Raw genomic sequence first — 15,924 nt, forward strand, 5'->3', positions numbered from 1 at the left:
GCTGTTATACGCCTGACGAAAATGTCTGCTATAACCAACGCTGGAAGGTACCGGTTTTATCAGCTTTTTTCGAAGCCTGAACTCACTCTGAAAAACTCTAAGGAACAAGGAGTCCCTTGATGGAAGACCTCATTGGCGCCAACGGGCGCGCATCCGAACTGCTCGACCAGGCACTGGCCCTGGTGATGACGTATGCCCCCAAGGTGGTGCTGGCGATCATCACCCTGGTGATCGGCATGTGGTTGATCAACAAGTTCATAGCGATTCTTGATAACAAGCTCGGCCAGAAAGATCCCACCCTCAACAAGTTCCTCTGCGGGCTGATCGGGGCAATCCTCAAGATCCTTCTGCTGATCTCCGTGGCTTCCATGGTGGGCATTGCCACCACGTCCTTCATCGCCGTTATCGGTGCTGCCGGTCTGGCGGTCGGCCTGGCCCTTCAGGGGAGCCTGGCTAACTTTGCCGGTGGTGTACTGATCCTTATTTTCAAGCCCTTCAAGGTGGGTGACACCATTGAAGCCGAGGGTTACCTGGGCGCCGTTGATGAAATCAGTATCCTCTACACCATCGTCAACACGTTCGATAACCGCCGAATCGTCATCCCGAATGGCAGCCTGTCCAATGCCACCCTTGTCAATGTCAGCATCTATGATAAGCGCCGGTGTGATATGACGTTCGGAATTGGTTATGGCGATGACATCGATAAGGCCAAATCCATCCTGAAACGGTTGATGGAAGAGGACGAGCGCAGCCTGGTCGAGCCAGCTCCCCGCATCTGTGTTGCAGGCCTCGGCGAGAGCTCGGTTGATCTGATGTTCCGGGTATGGGTGAAGACCGACGACTTGTGGCCGTATTACTGGGATATGCAGGAGAACGTCAAGAAGGCCTTCGACGCGGAGGGCATCAGCATTCCGTTCCCCCAGCGCGACGTTCATCTTTATAAAACCGAGTGAACCGTATCGCAATTGATACATCCGGTTACTCGCAAACTGCGTAACCTCAACTAAGATGAGCAGTAAAGGCAAGGTGTTGAAGCGGCACCTTGCCGAACCCCGGCGGAGCCAGGTTCCTCAACGTTCAACGGCTCCGGGACGCTGTCATTGCTGGTAGGAGGTTGTCGCTATGCCGGTACAGCAGTTGAAGGATTACCTCGACCAGGCAGGTGTGGAATACATGTGCCTGTCTCACCCCCCGGCGTTCACGGCCCAGGAACTGGCCCACCACGTCAAGATCGCAGGCGACCGCGTCGTCAAGACCGTCATCATCGAGCTCGATGGCAAGATGGCCATGCTGGTGATGCCCGCCACCTGGCGTATCCGCTGGGACCGCCTGTCACAGATTCTCGATACCGATTTTGTCGACCTGGCCGATGAACAGGAATTCCAGGATCGCTTCCCGGACTGCGAAGTGGGTGCCATGCCACCGTTTGGCAACCTGTTCGGCATGACCGTCTATTGCGCCGAATCCCTGACGGAACAGCCAGAGCTGGCCTTCGCAGCCGGCAGCCATACCGAATCAGTGCATATGAAGACCTCGGACTTCCTGAATATGGTTCAGCCGATGGTACTGAACCAGGGCTTCGTAAAACCCGGCGCCCGCAAACCAGCCTGGCTGGTGAAACGCCGCCGGCACCGTGAGCTGGATGAAAAACGGGTGTCCGGAGCCGCCGGCTACTGACAACCCGACCCCGGGTTGATCCGGGTCGCTTGTCTGAATGCCTCCATCGCGTAAACTGACGGCATCAGACAGGAACCCGCTATGACTCAAGCATTTGATATTGTCATTGTCGGCGCCGGCATGGTCGGTGCTGCACTTGCCACCGGACTCGGCCGGGAGGGCCTTTCGGTCGCCATGATCGACCGGGCTTCCGCGCCCGAATTCACCCCCCGAACAGCCCCCGATATCCGCGTATCGGCCCTGAGTGTTGGTAGCGAACGCTACCTGGACAGCCTGGGCGCCTGGTCCCGCATTCTGGACATGCGAGCCACACCCTACCGTCGCCTGGCGGTCTGGGACGAAACCCCGCACCCCCTCAGCAGACTGGTGCCTCGCCGGTTGACGGAAGTAACCTTCGACGCCATGGATCTGGGTGCTCCGCACCTGGGGCATATCGTGGAAAATTCCGTCACTCAGCAAGCGCTCTGGCAGGCTGCCAGGGGCGAGCCGGGCGTGACCATCCTGGCGGGCTCCGGTGTTGCCAGTGTGACCCAGGATGAGGAACAGGCGACTATCACACTGGAAGATGGCCAGATGCTGAGCGCCAGACTGGTGATCGGTGCCGATGGTGCCCAGTCCCGCATCCGTGATATGGCCGGGATCGGTGTCACCCGGGACCAGTACGGCCAGCAAGCCATGGTCATTTCGGTGCGTTATCGAGGTACAGTGGAGGACATCACCTGGCAGGGCTTCTACCCATCCGGGCCCCGGGCCTTCCTGCCACTGCACAGTGCCGGTGAGGCCTTCCCCGGGGAGAGCTGGGCGTCACTGGTCTGGTACGATTCACCCGAGCAGCTGGCACACCTGAAAAGCCTGGACGACGAGGCCCTGAGGGCCGAGATCCAGAGTGCTTTCCCCGAAGATCTGCCGCTACTGACCCACATTGATGCGCGGGCCAGCTTTCCCATTGCCCGTCAGCACGCCAAGCATTATTTTTCCGGGAGAAAGGTTCTGGCGGGCGATGCAGCCCATACCATCAACCCGCTGGCAGGTCAGGGCGTGAACCTCGGATTCCAGGACGCCCAGAGCCTCCAGGCCATGATTCGGGAAGCGGTCCGTGCCGATGGTGATCCCGCCAATCCGCACTGGCTCGCCCGCTACGAGCAGGAACGCCGCCCAGCCAACCGGCGGATGATGATGACCATGGATCTGTTCTACCATCTGTTCAGCAATCGTATTCCACCGGTCCACCTGCTGCGCAACCTGGGCCTGGGCACTGCCCGCGCCCTGCCCTTTGCCCGCAATCGGGTCGCCCGTTACGCCATGGGCATAGACGACCAGTTGCCAGCGGTCCTCAAGCAGCTTACCGAACGGCTACCGGGCCTGGGCCAGCTTTAAACGATCACTACTGAAAACAAACAAGGAGTCACCATGGCAGAGACGATTTTCTCCAAGATCATCAACCGCGAAATCCCCGCGGACATCGTGTACGAAGACGACATCAGCCTGGCGTTCAAAGACATCAACCCCCAGGCGCCGGTGCACCTGCTGGTAATCCCGAAGAAGGCGATTGCCTCCATCAATGACATCGAGGAAGGTGATCGGGAACTGGTAGGGCACCTGTATTACGTGGCCGGCAAGCTGGCCAAGGAAATGGGCTTTGCCGAGGATGGCTACCGGACGGTTATGAACTGCGGGGAGAATGCCGGGCAGACGGTGTTCCATATCCACCTGCACCTGCTGGCCGGCAAGCCGTTTGGCTGGCCGCCGTATACCGATAAGATGAAGCAGGCCTGAGGGGTGACATGAAGCCGGGGTAAGAAGCGTGAAGACGGGGTCAGAAGAAGGCTTTCTTCTGACCCCAACCTGGCGGCAAATCCCGAGGCTTGAGCATGAAAAAGGGGTCAGATGAAGGCCTTCATCTGACCCCGACCTGGGAGCAAACCCCGAGTCAGCGACCAACCACCCGCTCGGCTTCTTCCACCGGCGTGTGGCGCACGTCCTCGCCCTTGACCATGAAGATCACGTTCTCGGCGATGTTGCAGGCGTGATCCCCTACCCGCTCGAGGGCTCGTAGCACCCACATCACGGACATGCAGCGCGAGATGTTACGGGTGTCTTCCATCATGAAGGTCAGCAGAGTCCGGGCCGCAGCCTGGTACTCTTCATCCACGCGCTTGTCTTCCTTCATGATGCGCAGCGCCTGCTCGGAATCAAGCCGGGCGAAGGCATCCAGGGAGTCGTGCAGCATGCCGAGGACATGGGTGCCGATGTGACGCACCTCCACGTAGCCCCGCGGCGCCTGGCCCTCCTCGGAAAGCTTGATCGCGAGCTTGGCGATCTTCTTGGCTTCATCGCCGACCCGCTCCAGGTCGGCCACCATCTTGATCACGGATATGACCAGTCGCAGGTCCCGGGCTGTGGGCTGGCGACGGGCGATGATCAGGGTCGCTTCCTCATCCAGATCCATCTCCATCTTGTCCACTTGCTTGTCCTTGGCGCGGATCTGCTCGGCAAGGTGGCCGTCGCCGTCCACCAGGGCCTGGATGGCATTCTCCACCTGGGCTTCGACCATACCACCCATTTTCAGGAATTCGGTCTTGAGCTCCATGAGCTCGTCATTGAACTTGTGGGAGATATGATCCCCGTAAACATCATCCTTCTTTGTAGGCATACTATCTTTCTCCAAAATTCCCCAGATCCGGAATCAGCCGAAGCGACCGGTGATGTAGGACTCGGTCAGTTCATGTTCCGGCGAGGTAAATACCTTGTTGGTCTCGTTCACTTCCACCAGATGGCCGAGATGGAAGTAGGCCGTGCGATGGGACACCCGGGCCGCCTGCTGCATGGAATGGGTCACGATCACGATCGTGTAGCTCTCTGACAGCTCGGCGATCAGCTCTTCGACCTTGGCTGTGGCGATGGGGTCCAGTGCCGAGCAAGGCTCGTCCATCAGGACAACCTCCGGGCTGACCGCAATGGCACGGGCAATGCAGAGACGCTGCTGCTGGCCACCGGACATACCGGTCGCGGTGGCATCCAGGCGATCCTTGACCTCTTCCCACAGGCCCGCTTTACGCAGGCTGTTCTCGACGATCTCGTCCAGATCCGACTTCCGGTTGGCAAGGCCGTGGATACGGGGGCCATAGGCAACGTTGTCGTAGATCGATTTCGGAAACGGGTTGGGTTTCTGGAACACCATACCCACCCGGGCACGCAGCTCCACCACATCCCGCTTGGGATCGTAGATGTCATTGTCATCCAGATGCAGCGAGCCCTTGACCCGACAGATATCAATACTGTCGTTCATCCGGTTCAGGCAGCGCAGGAAGGTGGACTTGCCGCAGCCGGACGGGCCGATAAAGGCAATCACCTCATTGCGGGCGATGTCCAGGCTGATGTTCTTGATAGCGCGGTCCTGGCCGTAGAACACCTCGACATTGCGTAGCTTGAACTTGGCGTCGTCCGAGAAGGGACGGCCCACTGTCTTGCCCTCCTCGATCACGGTTTCCGCCGGCTTCTCTTCCTGGACAGGAACAACATTTTCTTCTGGCATTTCAGCTTCACTGGTTACCGTTGTATTCAGGGTATTCATGGAAATTCTCCTTACCACCGGCGCTCAAGACGCTTACGCAGCCAGATGGCCAATGCATTCATACTGATCAGGAAGGTCAGCAGCACCATAATCGCTGCAGACGCGCGTTCGATAAAGGCCAGTTCCGGACTACCCGCCCACAGGAAGACCTGCACCGGCAGCACCGTGGCCGAGTCAAAGAAGCCATCCGGTACATCCACGATGAACGCCACCATGCCGATCAGCAGCAGCGGCGCGGTCTCGCCCAGCGCCTGGGCCATGCCGATGATGGAGCCGGTCAGCATTCCCGGCATGGCCAGTGGCAACACGTGGTGCAGGACTACCTGCATCTTGGAAGCGCCGATGCCTTCTGCGGCCTCGCGAATCGACGGCGGCACACTCTTGATCGCCGCCCGGCTCGAAATGATGATGGTCGGCAGGGTCATCAATGTCAGCACCAGACCACCCACCACCGGCACCGAACGGGGCATGCCGAACAGGTTGATAAATACGGCCAGACCCAGCAGGCCGAAGATAATGGACGGTACCGCCGCCAGGTTGTTGATGTTCACCTCGATGAAATCGGTGAGCTTGTTCTGGGGCGCGAACTCTTCCAGATAGATGGCTGCCGCCACACCGATCGGGAACGACAGGATCAGAGTCACGAACATGGTCAGCAGGGAACCCACCACGGCGCCAAGAATACCGGCTTTGGAAGGGTCCCGGGAGTCACCGTTCTGGAAAAAGACATCGTTGAACGAGGTCTCCACCACACCGTCTTCCTGCAACTGATCCACCCATGCCTGCTGCTGTTCGCTCAGCTTGATGGAATAGGCCTCGTCGCCAGCGTGCTTGGCGTAGACATCCACGTCCGTATGGGCCAGGAACGTCATGGTCCGGGTGGTGTTCAGCCACTCCGGATTTTCCTTCAGTCGATCCCTCAGCGTCACCGAGGCGTACGGATTGATGAGATCGCGCACCGCATCCCGATCGGTTTCCGTTGCGGATGGAATCTCCCGGATCAAAGCCTGAACGAGAGGCTCGACGAAATCCGCCATTTTCAGTTGGCGCTCGTCGGTGGCATCGTCCAGGTACATCATTTCGCCATCAATCTGGACTTCCATCGTCAGGGTCGTCTTCATGAACCCGGTATAGCCCTTGCCGATGATGTCGGTAAACAGGATCACCAGGGCGGCGAGAGCTACCGCGATTGCCGCGATGCCATAGGCCCGGAACCGACGTTCCTTGCGATAGCGGCGCTTGAGGGACTGGCGGACGATCTCCGCCTGAGAGCGTTGGTCAGTCATACTGTTCCCGATATTTGCGTACGATTTTCAGGGCAACCACATTAAGCAACAGCGTCGCCAGGAACAGCATGGCGCCCAAGGCAAAGGCGGCCAGCGTCTTGGCACTGTCGAATTCCTGGTCACCGGTGAGCAACGTCACGATCTGCACGGTCACCGTGGTGACGGTTTCCAGGGGATTGGCGGTCAGGTTGGCCGCCAGGCCGGCTGCCATCACCACGATCATGGTTTCGCCAATGGCACGGGACACTGCCAGCAGAATGCCGCCCATGATGCCCGGCAGCGCCGCCGGGAAAATGACCTTCTTCATGGTTTCCGACTGGGTGGCACCCAGGGCCAGGGAGCCATCCCGCAGGGACTGTGGCACCGCATTGATCACGTCATCCGAGAGCGAGGACACGAAAGGAATGATCATGATGCCCATTACCCCACCGGCGGCCAGGGCGCTCTGGGACGACGCTTCAATACCCAGGGAAGCTGCCAGATCACTGATGAACGGGGCCACGGTCAGTGCTGCAAAGAAGCCATAAACAACGGTGGGGATGCCAGCAAGCATCTCAAGGAGCGGCTTGACGATGCTGCGCACCCGTTTGTTGGCATACTCTGACAGGTAAATGGCCGAGAGCAGCCCCACCGGAACCGCCACTACCATGGCAATCGCGGAAATCAGCAGAGTGCCAGTAAACAGCGGAATCATGCCGAATGCACCCTCGGCAGCGATCTGGTCTGCCCTCAGAGCTGTTTGGGGGCTCCAACTGGTACCGAAGAAAAACTCGAAAAACGAGATCTTTTCAAAGAACCGGAAAGTCTCGAAAGCAACCGAGAAGATGATGCCGAGAGTCGTAAGAATGGCCAGCGCGGCGCAGGCAAAGAATACCCACTTGAGAATGGACTCCACTTGTTCCCGGGCGTTGATCCTCGGCCGAATTCGCAGCCAGCCCAGAAAGCCGGCCAGCACCGCCACCGAAATCACCAGGGCCGTCATCAGCAGCCGACTCTGGTCCCGCAACGCCTTCAAGCGCTCGGCCGCCTCTGCAATCGGCGCCTCAACGAACCCGGGAGGCAATGCACCACTGGCCACGTTGCTGATTTTGCTCAAAAGCAGACTGGCACTGCCTTCATCCGCGGGAATCATTTCCGGCGGCAGGGAGCCGATCACCAGCATCTGAATGACCTTACCCTGGAATGCCGCCCACAATGCCAGCACGACCAGCGCGGGGATGCCGCACCATAGCGCTGCCCGGGCACCATAATAGAATGGCAGGGACTTGAGATGACGTATCCCGCCCAGGGGCATCGCCAGCGCCCGGGACCGGGCATAGCCCAGACCGTATGCGACGACGGCCAGGACCAGGGTCAGTAGAAGGAGATTGGCAGGTTGCATGGATTATCCTGTCTGACGCTTCAAATAGGCAACAAGTGTAAAGATTCAGAATGAGTTTCGCACTTGGTACTTTTTACGTACGAAAGGGTGCGAGCCCGTGAGGACTCGCACCCTTGTCAGCTACTTGACTGTGTAACTGGCTTACATAAGCTCTTCTTTCTGCAGGTTCGGCATGTTGGCTGCCTTGTCCTGCAGGTCCATCAGAGCGTCACGCGGCGGAACGATCAGGCCAACGCTCTTCAGGTAGCCGTTCTGGCCCATGGCCGCCGGGCTGACAAACTCTTCAACGTACTCGGACATACCCGGGATAACGCCGACGTGGGCCTTCTTCACGTAGAAGAACAGGGAGCGGGCAACCGGATACTCATCAGCAGCGATACCTTCAGCAGTCGGCACCTTGCCGTTCAGAGTCGCCGCCTGCAGACGGTCAGCGTTCTCTTCCAGGAAGCTGTAGCCGAAGACGCCGTACATGCCTTCGTCGTCGATCAGCTTCTGCACGATCAGGTTGTCGTTCTCGCCCGCTTCGATGAAGGCGCCATCTTCGCGGATGCTCTGGCAAACCGCTTCCATGTCGTCCTCGCTCATGTCGGCGACGGCGGGCAGATCTTCACAGCCACCCTGCAGGGCCAGCTCATTGAAGGAGTCACGGGTACCGGAAGTCGGAGGCGGACCCATCACACGAATGGCAACGTTCGGCAGGTCAGAATCGATCTCGCTCCACTTCTTGTACGGGTTCGGGATCAGCTCCTTCTGGTTTTCCGGGTTCGGCACTTCCTTGCCCAGGGCCAGGAACAGCTGCTCCAGAGTGAGATCCAGGTTCTGCGCTTCTTTGGAGCTCGCAATCACGATGCCATCAGAACCGATACGGAACTCGGTGATATCCTTGACGCCATTGCTCTGGCACATGTCGAATTCGGACGGCTTCATACGACGGGAAGCATTGGTGATGTCCGGGTGCTGGGTACCGATACCCTGGCAGAACAGCTTCATGCCGCCGCCGGAACCGGTTGACTCCAGCTTGGGGGTGGCGAAGTCGGTCTTGGTGCCGAAACGCTCGGCCACCACGGTAGCGAACGGGTAAACAGTGGAGGAACCCACGATGCTGATGGTGTCACGGGCCATGGCCGGTGCGGACATGGCGGCTACGGAGCCAGCCAGCGCAACAGTGGCGAATGCTTTGTTCAGTTTCATCACGTCAAGTCTCCATTATTTGGTTAGGACGTTGTGTCGGATGTGCTTTACCGATGACTGCATCCTAGGGGCACTCTGTGACAACTTTGTTACAGCCTTTGAAATATAGTCGCCAACTCACAAATTTTCTTGCAGCCCGCGTTCAGGCCATTAACATGCGGGGTTAAAACAATTCCAGTACCTATAAAGGCAGACTCCATGACGGCTTTTGACGATGACAAACCCGCCCCCCGGGGCGAACTCACGATCCAGGTAATCCCCCTTCCCGCCGACACCAACGCCAACGGCGACGTGTTTGCAGGTTGGCTGGTAAAACAGATGGATCTGGCCGCCGCCACCATGGCAGGCAGGATTTCCCAGGGCCGCAATGCCACCGTGGCCATGGACCGGATGGAGTTTCTGTCGCCGTTGCGGGTGGGCTCCCAGGTTGGCTGTTACTGTGAACTGGTGGATATCGGCCGCAGCTCCATGAAGATCAATGTGGAAGTCTGGACCCTGGACCGCACCGCCAAGAACCCCAGAAAAGTTACCGAGGGGCTGTTTGTCTACGTGGCGATCGATGAGCATGGCCGGATCCGGGAAGTGCCCGAGCAGGGCCTTTGACCGTCATTGCCAGCCGTGTAACAGACGGGCGTAGTTCAATCGTTCCCACGTTTGAGCGTTCGGAGCATTTTCCAGGGAAAGAACGCCCCGGGCTTCGGTCAGTGAGTCGTAGCCCATTGCCGACAGTCTGTTCTGCATCTCCTCAGTGATCCTGGCCAGAGCCTCGGGCCCTTCAGCCAGCAAGGCCGAGACCACCTGAACGGCCGTGGCGCCCGACAGGATCGCTTTTGCCGCATCGTCCCCACGGTGGACCCCACCCGAAACGGCCATTTCTAGTCCGGTTCGGCCAAACAGCATGGCAATTCCATGTAGCCGCAACGGCAGTTCAGCGCTGGACGACAACACCACGTCCCGGCTCAATGCCAGCTCATCCAGATCCATATCCGGCTGATAGAATCGATTGAACAACACCAATCCCCGGGCTCCGGCGGCTTCCACGCCGGCCACAAAGGCCGGTAGTGCGGAATAGAAAGGCGACAGTTTGACGCTGACGGGGATGTTGACCTGCTCGACCACCGAGCGCACCACTTCCAGCTGGCGCTGTTCCAGTGTCGCGGCGGTATCGGCAGGATCCGTGGCCAGATCGTAGAGGTTGAGCTCGATGGCCGACGCACCGGCGCTTTCCAATTCCCCCGCATGCTGGACCCAGCCGCCAGGGGAAACGCCATTAAGCGAGGCAACCACGGGCACATTCAGCGCGCCCTGCAATAGTTCCAGACGTTTGAGGTAACTGCCGGAGCCCATCTCGAACATCTCCGATCCTGGAAAAAACGAGGACGCCTCGGCGTCCATGTTGATCCGGGAATCGATGAAGCGATGGGCCGCCATCTGCTCCGCCACCAGCTGCTCTTCGAACAGCGAATGCATCACCACGGCACCGGCGCCGGCATCGACACACGCTTTCAAGGCATCAAGATCATCGGTCAGCGGGCTGGCACCCACCACCAGGGGCGAGCGCAGATTCAGCCCGAGCCATCGGGTTGTCAGCTCAGTCATGTGGTTTGCCCTCCCCCTGTCCGGATTCCGGATGTTCGTGAGGCTCGAAATGGATGCCCGCCAGCTGCTTGTAGAGTTCCCGCTGGTCCTGCGCTGCCTCAGTGGCGGCGGCGACCAGCTTTTCATACCTTTCCGGGTCCCGCAGTTCCAACATGCGGAAGCGGGCTTCCTCTTGCATGTAGGTTTTCATCGGGACTTTCTGACGCACCGAATCCAGCTGCAGGGGCGGCAGGCCCTGGTCAATGCGCCGGGGATCGAAGCGGTAGATCGGCCAGGCCCAGCTGTCCACCGCCCGCTTTTGCTGTGCCGGTGAGTGCACCAGGTCGTAGCCATGGGCGATGCACGGACTGTGGGCAATGATCAGCGCGGGGCCATCGAAGCTTTCAGCCTCCTGCAGGGCTTTGGTGGTTTGGTTACTGTGGGACTGCATAGCAATCTGGGCCACGTAAACGTGGCCATAACTCATGGCCAGCAAGCCCAGGTCTTTCTTGCGGGTTTCCTTGCCGGCAGCCGCAAACTTGGCAATCGCGCCCATGGGCGTGGCCTTGGATTGCTGGCCCCCGGTGTTGGAATACACCTCGGTATCCAGCACCAGCAGCTTGAGGTTCTGGCCGGAAGCCAGGGCATGATCCAGGCCGCCATAACCGATGTCATAGGCCCAGCCATCACCACCAATGACCCATACGCTCTTCGGGCACAGCTCATCGGCCAGACTGGCCAGTTCCTGCGCCTCCGGCCCCTGTTGGTCGGCCAGCCAGTCCCGCAATCTTGAGACCGCCTTGCGCCGTGCCGCCATGGCCGACTCGTCAAGGGTGGCACAGGGGCCGGTCAGGTCGTTGTAAAGTTCTTGAGGCAAACGTTCGCTCATGCCATCCAGCAACTGTCGGGCCCGTCCCACCAGCTTGTCCAGCCCAAGACGCATTCCCAGACCCAGTTCCGCCGCGTCCTCGAACAGCGAATTGTTCCAGGTCGGCCCCCGGCCGTCGGCATTCACCGTATACGGTGTGGTGGGCAGGTTGCCGCCATAAATGGAGGAACAACCGGTGGCATTGGCAAGCAGCAGACGGTCACCCAGTAACTGGGTGAGCAGGCGGATGTAGGGCGTCTCGCCACAGCCGGCGCAAGCGCCGGAGTATTCGAACAACGGGATCAACAACGGCAGCGATTTGAAATCCCGGGGAATACGGTCCCTGGGAACATCCGGCAAGCTGCGCAGGAACTTCAGGTTTTCCGCCTCCGCCTCGCGATGCGCCTCCATAGGCTGCATGTTGATGGCCTTGCGCTTGGGCTGTGTGCGGTCCCTGGCAGGACATACTTCCACACACAGGCCACAACCCGTGCAGTCCTCCGGCGCCACCTGAATACGGTAGTCCAGGCCTTCCAGTTCCGCCGTGTGGGTTTCGGGAACAGTCTCGAAGGTTTCCGGACCATTTCGCGCCGCCTCCGGGTCGAAGACCTTGCTGGTGATGGCGGTATGGGGACAGATCATCGCGCAGAAGTTACATTGCACGCACAGATCGGACTCCCAGATCGGAATCTCCTGGGCGATGCTGCGCTTCTCGTACTGGCTGGTCCCGCTGGGCCAGGTGCCATCCGGCGGGAAGGCGCTCACGGGCAGCTTGTCACCCTGGCCGTCCATCAATAGCCGAGTGACTTTCTGTACGAAGTCCGGCGCATCCTCCGGCACCCTGGGCGGCCGGGGGCGTGTGGCTGTTGCCTCGTCCGGCACCGGCACTTCATGCAGATTGTCCAGTGCGGAATCCACCGCCTCCACGTTGCGGCGAACCACCTCCGGCCCGCGACGACCCCAGGTCTCGCGGATGGCGTCCTTGATGCGGGCGATTGCCTCGTCCTTCGGCAGAATGTCGGCCAGGGCGAAGAAGCACACCTGCATCACTGTGTTGATGCGCCGCTCCAGCCCCGCTTTCTCCGCAACTTCCGCTGCGTCAATCACGTACAGGCGGGCCTTGCGCTCCACCAGCACCCGCTGGACTTCGACCGACAAACGGTCCCAGGTCTCATCCTTTGACCAGGGAACATTCAGCAGTACCGTTGCGCCGTCAGCAGCGTGCTCAAGGACATCGAAGCGCTCGAGGAACTGGGGTGCATGAATGGCCACAAACTGGGCCTTGCGGATCTGGTAACTGGAACGGATTGGCAAGGGGCCAAACCGTAAATGGGAAACCGTGGTGGCCCCGGATTTCTTGGAGTCATAGACAAAATGCCCCTGGGCAAACAGGTCCGTGCCCTCGCCCAGGATCTTGATGCTGGCCTTGTTGCTGCTGACAGTGCCGTCGGCCCCCAGCCCGAAGAACAGGGCCCGGCGGGTTTTCGGCGATTCGATATCCAGTTCTTCATCCACCTCCAGCGACAATCGGGTAACATCGTCACGAACACCGAGGGTGAAACGCGTTTTCGGCCCCTCCGCCTTCAGCTCGTCGAAAATGGCGCTCACCATCGCCGGGGTGAATTCACGGGAAGACAGACCGTACCGGCCTCCGATCACCCGGGGCAGGGTCTGCCGCTCGCCCCGACTCCAGGCTTCCATCAGTGCCCCGCTGACCTCCAGCAACAGCGGCTCGCCCTGGGCCCCGGGCTCTTTGGTCCGGTCCAGTACCGCCAGATGCTCCACGGTGTCGGGCAGCGCGGCCAGGAAACGGTCGGTGGCAAAGGGCCGGAACAGGCGCACCTTGAGCACACCCACCTTCTCCCCCTGCTCAAGCAGCCAGTCCACCGTTTCATGGGCGCACTCCGCCCCGGACCCCATCAGGATGACCACCCGTTCCGCCTCGGGATGACCCACATAATCGAACAGCTGGTACCGCCGCCCAGTGACCTCGGCGAACCGCTCCATCACCGCTTCCAGCTTCTCCGGGAAAGCCTGGTAAAACGGGTTTGTGGCCTCCCGGGACTGGAAAAAGGCATCGGGATTCTGGGAGGTGCCCCGGACCACCGGCCGGTCCGGGGTCATGCGGCGCGCCCGATGGGCATCCACCCCTTCATGGGACACCAGGCCCTGCAGTTGCTCATCGCTCAGGGCGGCAATCTTGGAAATCTCATGGGAGGTCCGGAAGCCGTCAAAGAAATGCATCACCGGCACCCGTGCCTCCAGGGTGACCGCGTGACCGATGGCAGCGAGATCCTGGGCTTCCTGAACTGACCCGGAGGCCAGCAGCCCGAAACCGGTGCCGCGGGCGGTCATCACGTCGGAATGGTCGCAGAAGATCGACAGGGCATGGGTGGCAACACTGCGGGCGGCAATGTGCATGCAGAACGGCGAGAGCTCGCCGGCTATCTTGAACAGGTTGGGCAGCATCAACAGCAGCCCCTGGGAGGCGGTGAAGGTGGTCACCAGCGAACCCGACTGCAGGGCCCCGTGCACGGCCCCGGCGGCGCCAGCTTCGGACTGCATTTCCACCACGCTGGGAACCTGCCCCCAGAGATTGGGCCGGCCAAGAGCCGCCCAGTCATCAGCGTGTTCTCCCATCACCGACGCCGGGGTGATCGGATAGATGGCAATGGTCTCACTCAGGCGATAGGCCACCGAGGCCACAGCTTCGTTGCCATCAAGGGTCTGGAACGCCATGGCCACTTCTCCCTGTCATAACCGTCCAACAGTCATGAGTCTAGGCAGGGCTTCTCACTGCCGCAAGCGGCCAGGCGTTCGATGGGTCGACCAGCCCCTGGTCAGTGAGCCATCAACTGATCCACAGCATCAGGCTTGTCGTGTACACCGAAACGGTCGACGATGGTGGCACTGGCCTCATTCAGGCCAACCACCTCGACATCGGCACCTTCCCGGCGGAACTTGACGACCGCCTTGTCCAGTGCACCCACGGCCGTTATATCCCAGAAATGAGCCCGGCTCAGGTCGATCACCACATTGTCGACAGCTTCCTTGAAGTCAAAGGATTCAATGAACTTTTCGGAAGAGCTGAAGAACACCTGACCCACCACGTTGTAACGTCGGGTATCGGACGCCTGGTCATAGTCCGACGTCACCAGCATGTAATGACCCACCTTGTTGGCGAAGAACAGGGCGGCCAGGAGCACGCCAGCCAGTACACCGAAGGCGAGGTTGTGAGTCGCCACCACCACGATCACGGTAACCACCATGACGATGTTGGTTGAGAGCGGGTGTTCCCGGAGATTTCTGATGGACTCCCAACTGAAGGTACCGATCGACACCATGATCATCACCGCCACCAGCGCCGCCATGGGTATCTGGACCAGCCACTGGTCCAGCACCAGTACCATCACCAACAGGAAAGCACCGGCGGTAAAGGTGGAGAGCCGGGTACGACCGCCGGACTTGATGTTGATGATGGACTGACCAATCATCGCGCAACCGGCCATGCCACCGAGTAGCCCGGCACCGATGTTGGCCACACCCTGGCCCTTGCATTCGCGATTACGGTCGCTGGTGGTGTCGGTCAGGTCGTCCACGATGGTCGCGGTCATCATGGATTCCAGCAGGCCGACCACGGCAAGCCCCAGGGAATACGGCAGGATAATCATCAGCGTCTCGAGGTTGAGCGGCACATCCGGCCACAGGAACACCGGCAGAGTGTCCGGCAATTCACCCATATCGCCGACGGTGCGGATATCCAGACCCAGGATCATGGCAACGGCGGTGAGAGAGATGATGCACACCAGCGGTGACGGCAGGACCTTGCCGACCACCGGAACCAGCGGGAACAGGTAGATGATCGCCAGACCCGCAGCGGTCATGGCGTAGACATGCCAGGTGACATTGGTCAGTTCGGGCAGCTGGGCCATGAAGATCAGGATCGCCAGAGCGTTGACGAACCCGGTCACCACCGAGCGGGAGACAAAGCGCATCAGTGCCCCGAGCTTGAGGTAGCCTGCAATAATCTGGAACACCCCCGTGAGCAGGGTCGCGGCGAGCAGGTACTCGAGGCCATGCTCTTTCACCAGCGTGACCATCAGCAACGCCATGGCGCCGGTGGCAGCTGAAATCATCCCTGGGCGACCGCCCACGAACGCAATGACCACAGCAATACAGAAGGAAGCATAAAGCCCCACTTTCGGGTCCACACCTGCAATGATGGAAAAGGCGATGGCCTCCGGGATCAGGGCGAGGGCCACAACGATACCGGCGAGCAGATCGCCCCGAACATTGGAGAACCAGTTGTTTCGTATACTGCTGAGCATATTCGTGTAATCCGATTAAAGGTTTCAAAAGCCGGGCAACA

General features: G+C 59.9%; 13 protein-coding genes. 5 read left to right on the top strand and 8 right to left on the bottom strand.

Annotated elements, in window-relative coordinates; genetic code table 11:
- Positions 1–119: 119 nt before the first annotated feature.
- The 4 genes from ACQUTG_RS04725 (at position 120) to ACQUTG_RS04740 (ending at position 3,453) form a co-directional block, all read left to right on the top strand.
- On the top strand, positions 120–953 hold the full coding sequence (locus ACQUTG_RS04725) for a mechanosensitive ion channel family protein (protein WP_428918268.1): 834 nt from the start codon (positions 120–122) through the stop codon (positions 951–953).
- 169 nt (positions 954–1,122) lie between these two features.
- On the top strand, positions 1,123–1,677 hold the full coding sequence (locus ACQUTG_RS04730; protein WP_428918269.1) for an aminoacyl-tRNA deacylase: 555 nt from the start codon (positions 1,123–1,125) through the stop codon (positions 1,675–1,677).
- A gap of 81 nt (positions 1,678–1,758) precedes the next feature.
- Positions 1,759–3,054, top strand: a complete 1,296-nt coding sequence (locus ACQUTG_RS04735) for an FAD-dependent monooxygenase (RefSeq protein WP_428918270.1) — start codon at positions 1,759–1,761, stop codon at positions 3,052–3,054.
- A gap of 33 nt (positions 3,055–3,087) precedes the next feature.
- A complete protein-coding gene (locus tag ACQUTG_RS04740; RefSeq protein WP_428918271.1) occupies positions 3,088–3,453 on the top strand; it encodes a histidine triad nucleotide-binding protein in 366 nt (121 codons plus the stop codon).
- A gap of 154 nt (positions 3,454–3,607) precedes the next feature.
- Here the strand turns inward: ACQUTG_RS04740 and phoU are convergent, their stop codons facing one another.
- The 5 genes from phoU to ACQUTG_RS04765 all read right to left on the bottom strand — a co-directional run bounded on the left by phoU (position 3,608) and on the right by ACQUTG_RS04765 (position 9,112).
- Positions 3,608–4,330, bottom strand: coding sequence for a phosphate signaling complex protein PhoU (phoU, locus tag ACQUTG_RS04745; protein ID WP_372986243.1), 723 nt, complete (start codon positions 4,328–4,330; stop codon positions 3,608–3,610).
- A gap of 33 nt (positions 4,331–4,363) precedes the next feature.
- Positions 4,364–5,251, bottom strand: coding sequence for a phosphate ABC transporter ATP-binding protein PstB (pstB, locus tag ACQUTG_RS04750; RefSeq protein ID WP_428918272.1), 888 nt, complete (start codon positions 5,249–5,251; stop codon positions 4,364–4,366).
- 11 nt (positions 5,252–5,262) lie between these two features.
- Positions 5,263–6,537 (bottom strand): phosphate ABC transporter permease PstA, encoded by a 1,275-nt coding sequence (gene pstA / locus ACQUTG_RS04755; RefSeq protein WP_428918273.1) that lies wholly within the window; start codon positions 6,535–6,537, stop codon positions 5,263–5,265.
- Positions 6,530–7,918, bottom strand: coding sequence for a phosphate ABC transporter permease subunit PstC (gene pstC / locus ACQUTG_RS04760; RefSeq protein WP_428918274.1), 1,389 nt, complete (start codon positions 7,916–7,918; stop codon positions 6,530–6,532). The genes pstA and pstC overlap by 8 nt, the downstream gene beginning before the upstream one ends.
- A gap of 141 nt (positions 7,919–8,059) precedes the next feature.
- Positions 8,060–9,112 carry a substrate-binding domain-containing protein gene (locus ACQUTG_RS04765; protein WP_428918275.1) on the bottom strand — a complete coding sequence of 351 codons (1,053 nt, stop codon included), beginning with the start codon at positions 9,110–9,112 and terminating at the stop codon, positions 8,060–8,062.
- Positions 9,113–9,307: 195 nt separating this feature from the next.
- On the opposite strand from ACQUTG_RS04765, the gene ACQUTG_RS04770 reads away from it, so the two are divergent.
- Positions 9,308–9,712, top strand: a complete 405-nt coding sequence (locus ACQUTG_RS04770; RefSeq protein WP_428918276.1) for an acyl-CoA thioesterase — start codon at positions 9,308–9,310, stop codon at positions 9,710–9,712.
- Positions 9,713–9,715: 3 nt separating this feature from the next.
- On the opposite strand, the gene ACQUTG_RS04775 is transcribed toward ACQUTG_RS04770, so the two are convergent.
- The 3 genes from ACQUTG_RS04775 to ACQUTG_RS04785 all read right to left on the bottom strand — a co-directional run bounded on the left by ACQUTG_RS04775 (position 9,716) and on the right by ACQUTG_RS04785 (position 15,883).
- On the bottom strand, positions 9,716–10,708 hold the full coding sequence (locus tag ACQUTG_RS04775) for a dihydroorotate dehydrogenase-like protein (RefSeq protein ID WP_428918277.1): 993 nt from the start codon (positions 10,706–10,708) through the stop codon (positions 9,716–9,718).
- The gene (nifJ, locus tag ACQUTG_RS04780; protein WP_428918278.1) at positions 10,701–14,294 is read right to left on the bottom strand and encodes a pyruvate:ferredoxin (flavodoxin) oxidoreductase; all 3,594 of its coding nucleotides are present in this window, start codon (positions 14,292–14,294) and stop codon (positions 10,701–10,703) included. The genes ACQUTG_RS04775 and nifJ overlap by 8 nt, the downstream gene beginning before the upstream one ends.
- A gap of 101 nt (positions 14,295–14,395) precedes the next feature.
- Entirely contained in the window at positions 14,396–15,883 is a 1,488-nt protein-coding gene (locus tag ACQUTG_RS04785) for a SulP family inorganic anion transporter (protein ID WP_428918279.1), read from the bottom strand.
- Between the last annotated feature and the right edge of the window lie 41 nt (positions 15,884–15,924).

Source organism: Marinobacter sp. DUT-1, from assembly GCF_050379415.1.
Classification (GTDB): domain Bacteria; phylum Pseudomonadota; class Gammaproteobacteria; order Pseudomonadales; family Oleiphilaceae; genus Marinobacter.